Source organism: Azospirillum sp. TSH20 (assembly GCF_003115935.1).
In the GTDB taxonomy this organism is placed as follows: domain Bacteria; phylum Pseudomonadota; class Alphaproteobacteria; order Azospirillales; family Azospirillaceae; genus Azospirillum.
On the sequence record NZ_LGQU01000058.1, the window covers coordinates 20213 to 35345 of the forward strand.

At 67.8% G+C, this 15133-nt stretch carries 14 protein-coding genes; 4 read left to right on the plus strand and 10 right to left on the minus strand.

Annotation, left to right across the window (positions count from 1 at the left end):
* Positions 1 to 6: 6 nt before the first annotated feature.
* The 6 genes from TSH20_RS17150 to TSH20_RS17175 form a co-directional block, all read right to left on the minus strand.
* On the minus strand, positions 7 to 2391 hold the full coding sequence (locus TSH20_RS17150) for a xanthine dehydrogenase family protein molybdopterin-binding subunit (RefSeq protein WP_109075858.1): 2385 nt from the start codon (positions 2389 to 2391) through the stop codon (positions 7 to 9).
* Positions 2388 to 2885 carry a (2Fe-2S)-binding protein gene (locus TSH20_RS17155; RefSeq protein WP_244560499.1) on the minus strand — a complete coding sequence of 166 codons (498 nt, stop codon included), beginning with the start codon at positions 2883 to 2885 and terminating at the stop codon, positions 2388 to 2390. The genes TSH20_RS17150 and TSH20_RS17155 overlap by 4 nt, the downstream gene beginning before the upstream one ends.
* Positions 2882 to 3751, minus strand: coding sequence for an FAD binding domain-containing protein (locus TSH20_RS17160; protein WP_085082748.1), 870 nt, complete (start codon positions 3749 to 3751; stop codon positions 2882 to 2884). The genes TSH20_RS17155 and TSH20_RS17160 overlap by 4 nt, the downstream gene beginning before the upstream one ends.
* A gap of 17 nt (positions 3752 to 3768) precedes the next feature.
* Complete coding sequence (locus tag TSH20_RS17165; protein WP_085082746.1) at positions 3769 to 5268, minus strand: CoA-acylating methylmalonate-semialdehyde dehydrogenase; 1500 nt, start codon at positions 5266 to 5268, stop codon at positions 3769 to 3771.
* Positions 5269 to 5331: 63 nt separating this feature from the next.
* Positions 5332 to 6003: a carbon monoxide dehydrogenase subunit G gene (locus tag TSH20_RS17170; RefSeq protein ID WP_085082744.1), complete on the minus strand. Its 672-nt coding sequence runs from the start codon at positions 6001 to 6003 to the stop codon at positions 5332 to 5334.
* A 201-nt stretch (positions 6004 to 6204) separates the two neighbouring features.
* Complete coding sequence (locus tag TSH20_RS17175; protein ID WP_158282010.1) at positions 6205 to 6903, minus strand: TetR/AcrR family transcriptional regulator; 699 nt, start codon at positions 6901 to 6903, stop codon at positions 6205 to 6207.
* Between the two features lie 395 nt (positions 6904 to 7298).
* On the opposite strand from TSH20_RS17175, the gene TSH20_RS17180 reads away from it, so the two are divergent.
* Together TSH20_RS17180 and TSH20_RS17185 are read left to right on the plus strand one after the other, a co-directional pair.
* On the plus strand, positions 7299 to 8513 hold the full coding sequence (locus TSH20_RS17180) for an MFS transporter (protein ID WP_158282011.1): 1215 nt from the start codon (positions 7299 to 7301) through the stop codon (positions 8511 to 8513).
* Positions 8514 to 8581: 68 nt separating this feature from the next.
* Positions 8582 to 8896, plus strand: a complete 315-nt coding sequence (locus TSH20_RS17185; protein WP_085082738.1) for a DUF1330 domain-containing protein — start codon at positions 8582 to 8584, stop codon at positions 8894 to 8896.
* 203 nt (positions 8897 to 9099) lie between these two features.
* Here the strand turns inward: TSH20_RS17185 and TSH20_RS17190 are convergent, their stop codons facing one another.
* From TSH20_RS17190 to TSH20_RS17200, 3 genes are all read right to left on the minus strand, one after another.
* On the minus strand, positions 9100 to 9348 hold the full coding sequence (locus TSH20_RS17190) for a thioredoxin family protein (protein ID WP_109075859.1): 249 nt from the start codon (positions 9346 to 9348) through the stop codon (positions 9100 to 9102).
* A gap of 52 nt (positions 9349 to 9400) precedes the next feature.
* Complete coding sequence (locus tag TSH20_RS17195; RefSeq protein WP_109075860.1) at positions 9401 to 10861, minus strand: permease; 1461 nt, start codon at positions 10859 to 10861, stop codon at positions 9401 to 9403.
* Positions 10862 to 11094: 233 nt separating this feature from the next.
* On the minus strand, positions 11095 to 12435 hold the full coding sequence (locus TSH20_RS17200; RefSeq protein ID WP_085082732.1) for a ferric reductase-like transmembrane domain-containing protein: 1341 nt from the start codon (positions 12433 to 12435) through the stop codon (positions 11095 to 11097).
* A gap of 360 nt (positions 12436 to 12795) precedes the next feature.
* Here TSH20_RS17200 and TSH20_RS17205 point away from each other — a divergent pair, with 360 nt between their 5' ends.
* Entirely contained in the window at positions 12796 to 13428 is a 633-nt protein-coding gene (locus TSH20_RS17205; RefSeq protein ID WP_085082730.1) for an exonuclease domain-containing protein, read from the plus strand.
* A gap of 415 nt (positions 13429 to 13843) precedes the next feature.
* Positions 13844 to 14596, plus strand: a complete 753-nt coding sequence (locus TSH20_RS17210) for a FadR/GntR family transcriptional regulator (RefSeq protein ID WP_244560498.1) — start codon at positions 13844 to 13846, stop codon at positions 14594 to 14596.
* Between the two features lie 12 nt (positions 14597 to 14608).
* On the opposite strand, the gene TSH20_RS17215 is transcribed toward TSH20_RS17210, so the two are convergent.
* Positions 14609 to 15133: histidine phosphatase family protein (locus tag TSH20_RS17215; RefSeq protein WP_146207483.1), on the minus strand; the 525-nt coding region annotated here is incomplete at its 5' end.

Sequence of the window (15133 nt, forward strand, 5' to 3'; positions counted from 1 at the left end):
TCCGGGTCAGCCGGCGAGGTGGGGGTGCAGGGCGTGCAGGATCTTCTCCGGGGTGATCGGCTGCGCGGTCAGGCGGACGGCGAAGGGCCGCAGGGCGTCGTTGATCGCGTTCATCACCGCCGCCGGCGCCCCGGCGGTCCCAGCCTCGCCGGCGCCCTTGGCGCCCAGTTCGGACGAGCGCGTCGGCGTCTCGACGTGGGCCACCTCGATGTCGGGCATCTCGCCGGCCATCGGCACCAGATAGTCGGCCATGCTGCCGTTGCGCATCACGCCGTTCTCGTCATACAGGCATTCCTCGAACAGCACGCCGCCCAGCCCCTGCATGACGGCGCCGCGGATCTGCTCGTCGATCAGCAGGGGGTTGAGCACCCGGCCGCAATCCTCGACCACCCAGTGCTTGAGCAGCGTCACCACGCCGGTCTCCACATCCACCTCGACATGGGAAACCTGGATGCCGTTGGTGAAGATGAAGGGATAGTCGCGCTGGGCGTAATGGCGGGTGACCACCAGTTCCGGCTGGAAGCCGGCGGGCAGCAGGTCCGGGCGGAAATGGGCGAGGCTGCCCAGCTCGGCCAGATCCATCAGGGCGACGCCCTCGGCGGTGTCGATCACCGAGCCGCCGGCGATGCGCAGCCGCTCCACCGGCAGGCCCAGATGGACGGCGGCGAACTCCAGCAGGTTGGCGCGCAGCTGCCGGCTGGCCTGGAGCACCGCCTCGCCGCCGATCCCGGCGCCGCGCGACGCCCAGGTGCCGCCGCCATAGGGGGTGGCGGCGGTGTCGCCGGTCAGCACCCGGACCCGGTCCATCGGCACCCCGACCTCGTCGACGACGATCTGGGCGAAGATGGTCTCGGTGCCCTGGCCCTGCTCGCCGACGCCGCTGGCGCAATGAACGATGCCGGTCGGATCGAGCCGGACGGTGGCGCCGTCCTGCGAGGCGATGCGCGCACCGCCGGTGCCGTAGAAGGCGGCGCCGGGGTTGGTCAGCTCGATCAGCACGGCGATGCCGATGCCGCGATGGATGCCCTTGGCGCGCAGCTCTGCCTGTTCGCGGCGGAGCGCGGGGAAATCCACCATCTCCTCCAGACGGGCCAGACAGCGCTGGTGGGACAGGCTCTCCAGCAGGATGCCCGACGCCCCCTTGCGGGGGAAGCTGTCGTCGGCCATCAGGTTGCGCCGGCGCAGCTCCAGCGGGTCCATCCCCAGCGTCGCGGCGGCCAGATCGACGATGCCCTCGGTCACGGCGCAGGCGATGGGGTGGCCGACGCCGCGATACTGGCTGGTCTGCACCTTGTTCTGGAACACCACGTCCAGCGTGGCGCGGTAGTGCGGATGGTCATAGGGGCCGCCGCACAGGTTGATGACCTGGTTGCCCTCCACCGCGCTGGTGCGCGGGTACATCGAATAGGGGCCGATGCCGGTCAGGTCAGCGATGTCGAATGCGAGGAAGCGGCCGTCGCGGGTCAGCGCCAGCCGGGCCTTGACCCGATGCTCGCGGGCGTGGATGTCGGTGACGAAGGATTCCAGCCGGTCGGCGACGAACTTGACCGGCCGCCCCAGCAGCACCGACAGGGCGACGGTGGCGAAATCGTCGGCGTAGGCGTGGACCTTGATGCCGAACGACCCGCCGACATCCTTGCAGAGCACCCGCACGTCGGCCTCGAGAATCCCCATCAGTCGGGCGTAGAGGTCGCCCATCATGTGGGGCGCCTGATGCGAATGATGGACGGTCAGCCGCCGTTCGGCCGGGTTGTAGTCGGCCAGGATCGAGCGCGGCTCCAGCGTGACGCCGGTGTGGCGCCCGAAATCATAGGTCTCCTCCACCACGACATCCGCCGCGGCGAAGGCATCGTCCACACCGCCGCTGTCGACCTCGCGGTGGAAGCACAGGTTGTCGCCCAGCTCGGGGTGGATCACCGGGGTGCCGGGGTCGAGCGCGGTGTCCATGCGGGTCACCGCCGGCAGCACCTCCCACGTGACCTCGACCGCCTGCATGGCGTCCTCGGCCTGGGCGCGGGTCTGCGCCACCACCGCCACCACCGCCTCGCCCTGCCAGCAGGCGCGGTCGACGGCCATGGCGTGCTGCGGCGGCGAGCGCATGCCGGCCAGATGGGACAGCGCGCCAACGAAGGGCGCGCAAATCTCCGCCAGTTGGCGGCCGTCGACGATGGCGACCACCCCCGGCATGTCGAGCGCCGCGGCGGCGTCGATCCGCAGGATGCGGGCGTGGGCGTGCGGGCTGCGCAGATAGGCCACATGGACCATCCGCGGCAGCTCGACATCGTCGACATAGGTGCCGCGGCCTTCGACCAGCCGGCGGGCATTGGGGCGCGGCACGGCTCGGCCGACGATTTTTTCGACGGTGGCGGCGCGGGGGGTGATGCTGTTCATGGCTGTGCTCCCCTTGCGCCGGCCCGGCGGCGCTCGCCCACGGTTTCGATGGCGTCGACGACGGCGTGGTAGCCGGTGCAGCGGCAGTAGTTGCCGGAAATATGCTCGCGGATGCGGGCGCGGTCGGCCTCGGGCTCGGCCTGCAGCAGGGCGTCGGCGGTCAGCAGCAGCCCCGCCGTGCAGAAGCCGCATTGCAGGGCGTTGCGCTCCAGGAAGGCGTCCTGCAGGTCGCGGATCGCGCCGCTTTCGGACTTGCCCTCGATGGTCTCCACCATGGCGCCGTCGGCCTGGACCGCCAGCGTCAGGCAGGAGCGCACGATCTCGTCGTCGACCACCACGGTGCAGGCGCCGCACACCCCGTGCTCGCAGCCGAGATGGGTGCCCTTCAGCCCCAGTTCCTCGCGCAGGAAGTCGCCGAGATGCAGGCGCGGTTCGATCCAGCGCTCGTACACCATGCCGTTGACGGTGATGTTGACCAGGATCCTGTCGGTCACGATTGTACGTCCTCCGCCATGAGAGACTGGATGCCGCGGCGCAGCAGCACGCCGGCGAGGTGGAGCTTGGTCGCGGCGGCGGCGTAGAGATCGCCGGCCGGGGCCAGCTCGCCGCCCAGTTCGGCCACCGCCCGGTCCAGCGCCGCAGGCTCGGCCCGGCCGCCGGCCAGCGCCGCTTCCGCCGCCCGCGCCCGCACCGGCGTGCCGCCGATACCGAAATAGACGATCCGCGGGTTGTCCAGCCGTCCGTCCGTCACGTCGCCGGCCAGCGCCACCCCGACCGTGGCGTAGTCGCCGTGGCGGCGGGCCAGCTCGGTGAAGGCAAAGCGGCGCTGCGGGCCGGGCAGGGGGAATTGCACGGCGGTGATGAGTTCGTCCGGGCGCAGCGCCGTCTGGTACAGGCCGAGGAAGAAGTCGGTCGCCGCCACCGTCCGGCTGCGGGTGCCGTCGCTCAAGGTAAGCGCGCCGTCGGCCGCCACGGTGCAGGCCGGCCATTCCGCCGCCGGATCGGCGAAGGCGATGGACCCGCCGAAGGTGCCGCGGTTGCGGATGGCGGCGTGGGCGATGTGGGGGGCCGCCAGCGACAGCAGCGGCAGATGCCGGGCGACCAGGGCGGAACGCTCGACATCGACATGGCGGGCGAGCGCCCCGATGCGCAGATGCCCGTCGGCCACCGCGATGCCCTGCATCTCGGTGATGCCGCGGATGTCGATCAGCAGCGACGGTTCGGACAGCCGCATCCCGAGGGTGGCCAGCAAGGTCTGCCCCCCTGCGATCAGCCGGGCCTCGTCGCCGTGCTCGCGCAGCAGGGCGGCGGCGGCGGCGACGCTGTCGACGCGCCGGTATGCGAAGGGGGGCGCCTTCATGGCCGTTGGTCTCCTGTTCAGCCCAGGGTGGGCATCACGAGGGTGGGGGCGGTGGCGTTGCCGACCCGCCACCGCGCGGTCACCGCCTTGGTCCGGGTGTAGAACTTGATGCCCTCGGTGCCGTGGACGTGCAGGTCGCCGAACAGCGAGTTCTTCCAGCCGCCGAACGAGAAGAAGGCCATCGGCACCGGGATCGGCACGTTGATGCCGACCATGCCGACCTCGACGGTTTCCTCGAACAGCTGGGCGGCGGCGCCGGAGCCGGTGAAGATCGCCGTGCCGTTGGCGAAGGCGTTGCCGTTGATCAGCGCGATCGCCGCCTCCAGCGTCTCCACCCGCACCACCGACAGCACCGGGCCGAAGATCTCGTCGCGGTAGATGCTCATCGACGGGTCGACCTTGTCGAACAGCGTCGGCCCGACGAAGAAGCCCCGCTCGCCGCCGGAGACCTCGACGGTGCGGCCGTCCACCACCAGGGCGGCGCCCTCGCGCTCGCCGGCGTCGACGTAGCCGCTCACCTTGTCGCGGTGCGCGCCGGTGATCAGCGGTCCCATGTCGATTCCGGGCTCGATGCCGGGGCCGGTCTTCAGCGCGCGGGCGCGGGTGGCCAGCCGCTCGACCAGGGCGTCGGCGACGTCGCCCACCGCCACCGCCACCGAGATCGCCATGCAGCGTTCGCCGGCCGAGCCGAAGGCGGCGCCGATCAGCGCCTCGGTGGTGAAGTCCAGGTCGGCGTCGGGCATGACGACGGCGTGGTTCTTGGCGCCGCCCAGCGCCTGCACGCGCTTGCCGTTGCGGGCGCAGGTCTCGTAGATGCTGCGCGCGATCGGGGTGGAGCCGACGAAGGACACGGCCGCCACGTCGGGGTGCTCCAGCAGGGCGTCGACCGCCGCCTTGTCGCCATGGACCACGTTCAGCACGCCGTCGGGCAGGCCGGCCTGGGCGAACAGCCGCGCCAGCATCACGCTGCAGGTCGGCACCTTTTCGGACGGCTTCAGCACGAAGGTGTTGCCGCAGGCGATGGCCATGGGAAACATCCACATGGGCACCATGACCGGGAAGTTGAACGGCGTGATGCCGACGCAGACGCCGACCGGCTGGCGCAGGGAATAGGCGTTGATGCCGGTGCCGACGCCGGCGTGCTCGCCCTTCAGCAGGTGGGGGATGCCGCAGGCGAACTCCGCCACCTCGATGCCGCGGCGGACCGAGCCAAGCGCGTCGTCCAGCGTCTTGCCATGCTCCTGCGAGGCCACTGCGGCCAGCTCGCGCTCGTTCTCGCGCAGCAGCGTCAGATAGGCCTGCAGGATGCGCGACCGGCGCAGCGGCGTCGTCGCGCGCCAGCCCGGCAGGGCCCGCTTGGCCGCGGCGACGGCGGCATCGACGTCGGCGGCGTCGGCGAAGCCGACGGTGCGCACGACCTCGCCGGTGGCCGGGTTGAAGACGTCGCCCCGGCGGTCGCCGGTGCCGCGATGTTCGCTGCCACCGATCCAGTGGGGCACGGCGTCATGGATGGTCATCGTCGTTCCTTTTCGCGTCGAGCGATCGGTAAGGGCCCGCAGTAAGGGCCCGATGTGGGCGTGTCAGATGTGGATGAGGTAGCCGATGACGCCGCCCAGCACCGCGCCGGTGGCCAGCCAGAAGAAGCGCTGGAACTCGCCGCCCCAGCCGCCGGTATGGACCGGCGCGGCGGCGGGCGCCGCCGGCCGCCGCGGCGCATCGGCCCGGAGGCCGGGCTGGGGCAGGGGTTGGTTCTGGGGCTGGCTCTGGATGTCGGCGGGTGCGGCGGGCGTTCCGTCGGCGGCAGCGTCGGCCGGACCGGTGAGGCGGTCGTTGAAGGCGCGGAAGAAATCGTCGGCCATCTTGCGGGCCGAGGCGTCGATCAGCCGGCCGCCGATCTGGCTCAGCTTGCCGCCGATGGCGGCCTCCGCGGTGTAGCGCAGCAGGGTGCCGTCCGGCGCCTCCTCCAGCGTCACCCGCGACTGGCCGCGCGCCATGCCGACCGACCCGGCGCCGCCCTCGAACCGGAGGGTGCAGCCCGCCGGGGCGTCGATGTCGCACATCTCCACCTGTCCGGAGAAGCGAGCGCGAAGCGGGCCGACCTTGGTCAGCACCCTGGCCTCGAACGCGGTGTCGCTGTGGCGGATGACATCCTCGCACCCTGGAATGCAGTGCTTCAGGACCTGCGGGTCGTTCAGCGATTCCCACACGCGCAGGCGCGGCGCGGCAATCCTCTGTTCGCCGGTGAGTTCCACTGGCTTCCTCCGATCTTATGGGGCGGGTGCCCTTGCTTGCCGGGCAGTATTTACCACGTGGTCAATACGGGTCAAGCTATTTTCCGCTTGGTCAATAATCAATCGCGCGTGCGGTCGCCCAGGCGGGTTTTACCGGCTTGCGGCCCGGCAGGCCGCGCCGCCGGCGCTGGAACGGTCAGGACTGAAGGACGGGGAGGGCGGTCAGCCGGCCGGCTTGCCGGCTTCGCGCGGGAAGATCTCGCGGGCGGCAAGCACGAAGGCCCGCACCCGGTCGGTGACGACCTGGGGCAGGTTCTCCGGGAATTTGTGCCCGTAGATCCAATGGCGCACGCCGATGTAGAAGATGCCGCCGTGCAGGCCCCAGATCAGCTCGTTCTCTGCCTCGGTCGGCTCGCGGTCGTCGTCGAGGCCGAGTTCGATGCGGGTTTCGCCGATGATCGGCCGCAGCAGCCGTTCGCCGACCAGGGTCAGGTAGTTGTCGTTGATGTAGCCGTCGGCCAGGGCGGAATGGATCAGGATGCGCACCCACTCCTTGGTCAGGATGGTGCGGGCGTAGTCGATGTAGACCCGCGTCACCCGCTCCTCGAACGGTTCGCTGCGGTCCTTGACCCGATGCTCCCATTCCGGCTTCCAGCGCCCGAGATAGACCTCGGCGTAGACCCGCTCGATCAGCGCCTTCTTGCTGGGGAAGTAGTGGAACACCAACGGATGGCTGACGCCGATCGTCGTCGCCAGTTCCCGCATCTGTCCGGCCAATCCATGTTCGGAAAAGAACTGGATGGCGCCCTCGATGATCTGGCGCTCCCGCTCCTCGGTCGACAGGCGCTGGCGCCGGCGCGGTGCGGCGGTGCGGGGGGCGTCGGCGGGAGTCTTGGAGGAGGGCGGCGAGGAGGGCGACACGAGGGCCCGGCGTGGTTGTGAGCGGATGGTCCTGCTTAGGCGATGACGCCGGTGGCGTCAAACCCTACCTTGCGGCCGCCGCCGTGGGGCGGCCCCAACAGTCAGGCCCCAACATTCCATTCGTTGGCCCACACATCGTTATTGACAGGCTGCCGGGGCCATCCTAACAATTTACCAGTTGGTCAAAAGCGGATCGTCAATTCTCCGCTTCCAGTGCATGAACGTCAACCCACCGGCTGGTGGGAATCCCGCTGATGGGCACCCCCGGTCGTGGGCGCGCCGCATCGCGGGTCGGGTGAACGTTGCTCAAAAAAACCAAAGCCGCATCAGATACGGGAGGTCCGCACATGCATGCAAGCGCGAGTGGCAGCCAGCACCGCTGGAAAGTCCTGATCATGACGTTCCTGGCCTATCTCTATGATAGCCTGGACTTGCAGATCCTGGCGATCTGCATGCCCGTCATCATTGCGTCCCTGAACATCTCCCTGACCGACGCCGGCCTTCTCGCCTCGGCCACCATGGTCGGCACGGCGCTGGGCGGCGTGCTGTTCGGCTGGATCGCCGAGAATTTCGGCCGCAAGAACGCGGCGGTGATCTCGCTGATCGAATTCGGCGTGTTCACCCTGGCGGTCTACTGGTGCACCTCCTGGGAACAGCTGATGGTCCTGCGCTTCCTCCAGGGCATCGGCATGGGCGGGCTGTGGGGACCGATCGTCGCCCTGATCGCCGACCATTGGGCGCCCAAATACCGGGCGCGCGCCGCCGGCTTCATGCTCAGCACCTTCGCGCTGGGCGGCATCCTGGCCTCGGTCATGGGCCGCTTCCTGCTGACCGAGGTCGGCTGGCGCATGCTCTTCGCCCTGACCGGCACCGCCATCGTGGTCGGCCTGCTGTTCTGGGTGGTGGTGCCGGCCGATGAGAAGCCCATGGTCCGCCAGGACAAGCCCCGCATCAACCTGGGCCAGCTCTTCCAACCCGGCGTCGCCAGCCTGACCATCGGCGCCACCATCGCCGCCGCGTGCCAGATGGGTGGCTTCTGGGGCGTCAGCGCATGGATCCCGACCTATCTGGTGACGGTGCGCGGCCTCAGCATCGAATACATGAGCGTGTTCAGCATCGTCATCTTCACCGGCGCGTTCCTCGGCTATTTCCTGTTCGCCGCCCTGGCCGACCGGATCGGCCGGCGCAAGGCGCTGATGCTGGCCTTCCTCGCCGACTCGATCATCGTGCCGCTCTACGTGCTCATCCCCGACGGCATCCTGCTGTTCTGGATCAGCCCGATCATGGGGCTCAGCTTCGGCGGTGTGTTCGGCCTGTTCGGCTCCTACTTCGCGGAACTGTTTCCCGTGCACATCCGCGCCATGGGCAGCGGCTTCGCCTTCAACATCGGGCGCGGCATCGGTGCGGTGGTCACCCCGGTGACCATCGGGGCCATGGCCAAGACCTACGGCCTGGGCTTCGGCATCGGTGCCTGCTCCGTCATCTTCTTCATGGGCGTGGTCATCCTGTTCTTCATGCCGGAAACGCTGGTCGCCAAGACTGCGCAATCGGCCCATGCCGGCAACGGAGCCCTGGACAACGGAACCCGGACCAGCGCTGCCGAGGCGTGAGTCCCCCCCGCGTGACACCGGCCTTCGGGCCGGCGTCGACGGAACCCCTTTTGAGGCGGAAACATCACATGCCCAAGACCTACTGGGTCGCCCAGGTCCAGGTTCACGACCCCGATCGCTACGCGCTCTACGCCAAGGGCGCGGGAGACGCCTTCGCCAAGCACGGCGGCCGGGCGCTGGCCCGTGGCGGCCGGCTGCACTGGCTGGAAGGCGTCGAGCGGCCCCGCGGCGTCATCATTGAGTTTGATTCAATGGAGGCTGCGCAGGCTTGCTATCAGTCGCCTGAATACCAGGACGCGCGGCGCCATCGCGAGGGCGCAGCCGACTTCCATCTGGTGCTCGTCGAAGGCCTGGAGCCATCACCCTCCGAACAGGCCGGGTGACACTCTGCGTGAACCCGTGTCCAGCGAACCGGTTCCGGCGGACGTCGGGAATTTGTTTGTAGCCGGCGTGGTCGACCAGGGTGCAGCGGCAGGCTGCCGGCATCGTCCTCCTCAACACCCAAGCCGGTCCCGCCATCGGCCGTCCACGACACCGATGGCGGATTCCGAAACGGCAATCCGGAGGGCTTCGGCGTTGGACTTCCTTATTGCCCGCCGGCGGCTTCCTTCAGCCACGCCACGATCTCTTCCCGGCGCGGCAGCCGGCCGGACATCTTGACCTGCTCCTCGACAACGAGGCCCGGCGTGGTGATGACCGAGTAGTCGATGAAACGGGTCGGGTCGGTGAGGTGCTCGATCTCGACGGGGATGCCGGCCTCCTGCGCCGCCTCCCGTGTCAGTTCCTCCAGGCGTTTGCAGCGGGCGCAACCCGGCCCAAGGACTTTGACGTGCATGGCTCGATCCTCCTTCCCGGTAAATGATTGGCGATAGAAGCGGTTTGCTCGGTCAGGCGGCTTTCGCCATCGGACCGCTCCGGCGATGGATGGCGTAGAGCGCTGCGGCAAGGGCCACCAGGAAAAGGAAAAGCCATCCACCGAGCAGCCACAAACTGGTTCCGTCCTTCCACGCTCCGAAGGTCAGGCCCGCCGCCGTGCTGAACAGCGCGACCAGCCCCACATAGGCCCACGCCTTCGTGCGACCGATGATGGTGGCGGTGATCAGGATGCTCTGCAGGCTCAGCTCGGGATCCGCCATCAGGTAGGCGAGCAGCGGCCCCGGGTGCATGCCGAGCGACAAGAACATCTGCGCGACCGGCACCTCGACCAGGGTCGGGAAATACATGAACACACCGAAGACGACGCCCACCAGATTGGCGAGCACGCTGTTGGCACCGGCCATCGTTTCCACCCACTCTGGCCGGATGAAGACGCGCAGTACGCCCACCGCGAAGACGCCGACGATCAGCAGCGGGAAGATCTGCCGGACAAAGCGCCAGCTTTCCCACAGCCATTGCTGCACCTCGAACCGATCGATGGACCGATGCGCGATCCAGGCGATCGCTGCCATTGTCGCCAGGACACCGGCCAGCTTGCCGGTCATGTGCAGCGTGACGCCATTGGCGTGCGGCTGCATGCCCATCGCCGCGACCGCCAGGGTCAGCATGACCAGCGCCAATGCCGCCCAAGTCCAGCGGTTGAAGCCCTCGTCCACCCGTCCCAGGCCGCGCGGCGCCACGGCCGCAATGATACCGAGCAGCAGGACAAGGATCGCCCCCTGCGCGCCAATTCCCTCCTCGCCTTTCGCGGGGTCGAAGGGCACCAGCCGGTGCAGCGTCGCGTCGAACGCGTCCATGCCATGGATCGGCAGTGTGACGCTGGCGTAGCTGTCGAGCAGGAAGCCGACCTTCAGTGTCCCGGCGATGAGCAGCGCCACCAACAGCATCATCAGCAGGAGGGAGGCGGGTTGCAGGCGATCGCTCCCGGCGAAGCTGCTGTCGGCCTCGCCGGCGTGGGCGCGGTCGTCCTCGCTGAAGATCAGCGCCATGATCATCCCGATGCCCACGCCGAAGGCCAGAGACAGCACGAGGCGCGCCACCGCGAACTCGGCGCCCAGCGCCGCGCCCGTGTAGGTCAGCGCCAGGATGTTGGCGGCGGGCGCGAAGAACAGGAAGGTGACGGCCGGTCCCAGCCCGGCCCCCTTCTTGTAGATGCCGGCGAACAACGGGACGATGGTGCACGAACAGACGGCCAGCAGGCTTCCCGCCGCGGCCGCCGCCGGATAGGCGACGGCTTTTGGCGCGCCGCGCCCCAGATAGCGCGTGATCGCCGATTTGGGTATCAGTGCGGCCAAACCGCCTGCGATGAAGAATGCCGGGACGAGGCACAACAGCACATGAGCGGCCAGATAAGCGGCCAAGCTGCCAAGTCCACTCTGAACAATCTGAACAGGAAGGGCGGATGTCTCCATGGTACCCTCCTTCCGTGTAGCAAGGTCCGGAAATCAGTATGCCGTGGTGGAGCGGTAACCGCCCTGATGCACGTCAATCACGGGGGGCAACCAGGATGGTTATTTCGGATGACGGGTCCGAGTCGTGGCAAGTCCTGCCGGCGAATTCCGAAACGGAGATCAGAAGGGCTTCGGCGAGCAAGGCATCCCGCTCCGGACGATTTCGCAGGAAGCCGTGACTGGTGGCTGGGAGGTCACCGCATGGCGAAAAGTTCCTGGTGGAAGCGCAGGTCCACCGGCATGCCCTGGGTCGCGAAGTCGTGCCGCAGCGCCTGCCCGAAGCCCGCTGGGCCGCAGAACCAGAGGCTGGCGTCACGCCATTCCGGCACCGCCGCGCGGATGCGTTCCCCGTCCAGGCGGCCGTCGCGGGCATCGACCAGGACATGCAGGCGTACCCCCGCCGCTGCCGCGTCGGCGGTGAGCTTGGCGATCGCCTCCTCGTCGTAGTCGCGCGTGGTGTGGAAGAAGTGGATCGTCTGCGGCCGCCGCTCGGGGCTCGCCGCCAGGTACTTCATGCGGGCGATGAAGGGCGTGACACCGATGCCGCCGCCCACCCAGATCTGGCTGGGGCAGGAGTCATCGAAGGTGAAGCAGCCGTACGGCCCCTCGACCGTCACGGCCTGTCCGACCTGCAGCGTCTCCCGCAGCCGCTGGGTGTGGTCGCCCAGTTCCTTGACCACGAAGGTGATGCGGCGGTCGGTGTCGTTCCAAGCGGAGGCGATCGTGTAGGGATGGGCACCCTCCGCGGCGTCCGAGGTGGCGAAAGCGAACTGGCCCGCCTTGTGCCCCGGCCAGCCCCGCGGCACCTCGATCGCGGCCTCGAGCACGCGCACACCCGGGTAGTAATGGATGGCCGAGATCCGGCCCGGAACCCGCCGGTCGGCGGCGACCCGCCGGAGCAGGACCACGACGGCGGCCCAGGTTCCGCCGGCGAGCAGCGGCGCCATCGCCCAGCCAACGGGCGCGGTCCAGTAATCGAACTTGATCAGCACGACGGCGTGGAACACCAGCACCAAGTAGGCGACCGCCAGCAGACGGTGCGTCTTGTAGAACAGCCAGTAAGGGAAGCGCTTGAGCAGCGCCAGCGCGATCAGCAGAACGGCGGCGTAGAACGCCCACTCGCCGATGCCTTCAGCGGCGCCGCGCAAGTCCATGAACAATTGCGCGATCGGGTTCTCCGGCACCGGTCGTGGTCCCCGTTGCGGCCGGTCCAGCCAGCCCCAGCCCACCGCCCACTTGGTTCCCTGCGCCCAGAACCAATGGATGACCGCGACCACGAGGGCGGCAATGCCCAGCCACTTGTGCAGGCGGTACATCTTGTCCAAACCGCCGAACCATTCTTCGGGCCAGCGGGGACGCAGCGCCAGGATCATGGCCACGCTCATGCAGCCCATGGCAATCACACCGCTGTACTGGACCATGCTGCCGCGGAGCGTAAAGTAGCCGGCCCACCGAAACACCGAGGGCTCGGCCGCGAACCACAATACGGTCAGCAATGCCAGCAGACCCCACAGGGAAATCTTGATCGTCCGCATGGCGACCTTCTCCGTGCCGCACCGCCGATGAAGCGGTCTTGTGTCGATGCTTCTCCGAAGGGGGGCAGGCGGCAAGCCGATTTGCGACAATGCAGCCATTCAACCCAGGAGACGTTCGAAGCTCGTGATCACAGAACGGGATTCATCGAAAGCAACGGTGCGTGGCGGGCGGCAACAGGTTTGGACGTCTCAAATGCGATCAGCCCTGGCTGAGTGAGCTGCCGGCTGTCTGCCCCTATGCGGCCGACCAGCTGCTGCAACAACGTCACTCGCCATGCTACTCTGAGCGGTGTGACGGAGCATTGTCCTCGTTTCACATCTGTGCCACGGGCGGCTCCACCGACGAAAGATTGGATCTCAATGAGCACGCAGCCATGGGAAGGCCGTGACCGGCTGGTCGCGATCGACATCGAGACGACCGGACGGCGCATGCCGAGCCTCCTGGACATCCGTAAGGCGCCCAAGGGCCTGCGTCAGCCCGGCATCATCATCGAGATCGGGTGTCTTGAGCTCGTCCGTGAGGGCGAGTCCTGGCGGAAAGCGCGCAGCTGGGAGGTCCGGGTCAACCCCGACGCCCCTCTCCATCCCGACGCCATCAAGGTGCACGGCATCAAGCCCGCCGACCTGAAGGCGGCGCCCCGCTTTCCTGAGGTGGCCGACGCGCTTCTCGCCTTTCTGGGCGAGGATCTTCTGGTGGCGCATGCCTATGAGAACGAGATGGACTTCCTGAACTACGAGTTCGCGCGCTGCGGACGCGCGGCATGGGGTGCCGACACGTTCCCGGCGGACCGGTTCATCTGCACCAAGGAGATGTCGCACGCGGCCTTCCCCGGCGCTTCCGGCTCGCTCGATGCGCTGTGTGATCGGCTGTGGCTCGACCGGAGTGATCGCTTCGCCCACCATGGCGCGCTGCTCGACGCGGACCTGACGGCTGACGCCTTCGTCAAAATGGCGTTGGGAGATACCGGCCCGCGTGGCGCCGTGTATGAGTGAGGCACAGCGCAGGGCACTCGGATGCAAGGCATTCGGATATTGTGCCGTGCGCCCCCTGAGCAGTGGAAAGGGCTAAAGTCGCAGCTCTGTTACCTGGCTTGGAAGCGGGACCCCTTCAAAACCGATACTTTCCGTCACGACGTGGGGTCCCGGCCTGCGCGCTCGAGCTTTGCCCGCCCGGACGGTCGAGGCCGCCTTCGGTTGCAAGGGCCCGGACACCATGACCAACGTGGGAATGCGTCAAGCCACCAATCCGGCCTTTTTGCACCGATGTCAGGCGAGCATGGATCGATCAGGCAGCAGCCGTTAACACTGGTCGCCGATCGGCGAACAAGGTACGATAGTCCGACTACCCGACACTGCCCGATCCGCCGACTGGGTCGATGCCGAGACTTGGTGCCAAAAGGACGCATCCTTGACCGAACACAACCCAATGATCTTCGAGAAAGTCGAGGTTCAACCGGCTTATCAGCTGGTGGCTTCGAACATCGAAAAATGCATCATGCAGGGCGTTTACAAAGTTGGACAGCAGCTGCCCTCCGAACTGGATCTCGCCAGACAGCTTGGGGTCAACCGCTCCACCGTGCGCGAAGCGATTCGCGTGCTGGAGCAGAACGGGCTGGTGTTCCGTAAGAGCGCCCGCCGTCTGGTCATCAGCCTGCCGCGGGAACAGGATCTGGCCTCCCGCGTCAGCCAGGCCATGATCCTGCACGAGATCACCTTTCTGGAATTGTGGGAAACCATGCTGCCGCTGGAAGTCCGTGCGGCCGAACTGGCGGCCACACGCGCGACCGAGGAGGAGATCGAACGGCTCGAGGCCAATCTTCGGGAGACCGCCGACTGCCTGGAGCATGAACAGAAACTCGTCGCCCTCGACATCGAATTTCATCTCCTCGTCGCCAAGGCATCCCGCAATCGGGCGCTGCTGTTGGCGCGGGAGCCGATCGGTTTGCTGTTTTACCCCGCCTTCTATCAGGTGATGTCGCGGCTGAATGCCAAGGACCGCCTGCTCTCGGCCCATCGGGAGGTGGTGGACGGAATCCGCAACCGCGATGCCAAGCACGCGGCGCAATGGATGGAAAAGCACATCAGGGATTTCCGGCGGGGCTACGAGCTGGCCGATCTCGACATGAACAAGCCGGTCGACAACAGCCGCTATTTCGAGTGACCGGGGGCGCTGTCAAACGCGTCGGCGGCTGTGGACCACCTGTTCCATCGACGTTGCGTGAAGGCGCTCCTTCACGGGGTCATAGGCGGTCATGTTCACGGTGCGGACCAGCGGTCGCCAGCCGCCGGAACCGTCCGGTTCCAGGTCGATGATGTTGAGGCAGGCATAATCCTGCTCCAGCGTCGCCAACGCGGCCGGGCCGCAGCCGAGGGCGTCGCACAGGATGGCGCGGTTCACACCGTCATGCGCGACCAGCAGCAAGGACCGCCAGTCCGGCGCGGCGACCAGCCGGTGGAAGGCCGCCGACACCCGCCTGGCGAAGACGGCGAAGACATCTCCGCCAAGGAACCGCCCTTCCTCCTCTCCGCAAGCCGCGTAGGCGTGGGCGAGCCGCTCCTCGATGGCGTCCGCCGGCAGGTCCCGCAGCCGACCGCCACGGATCTCGCGGAAACCCTTGTGTCTTTGAATTTTGCTAGAGAAGAAGCCCTGGGGGGTGGGGCATGCCCCACCCCCCAGGGTGGAGCGGCACCCGCTAAA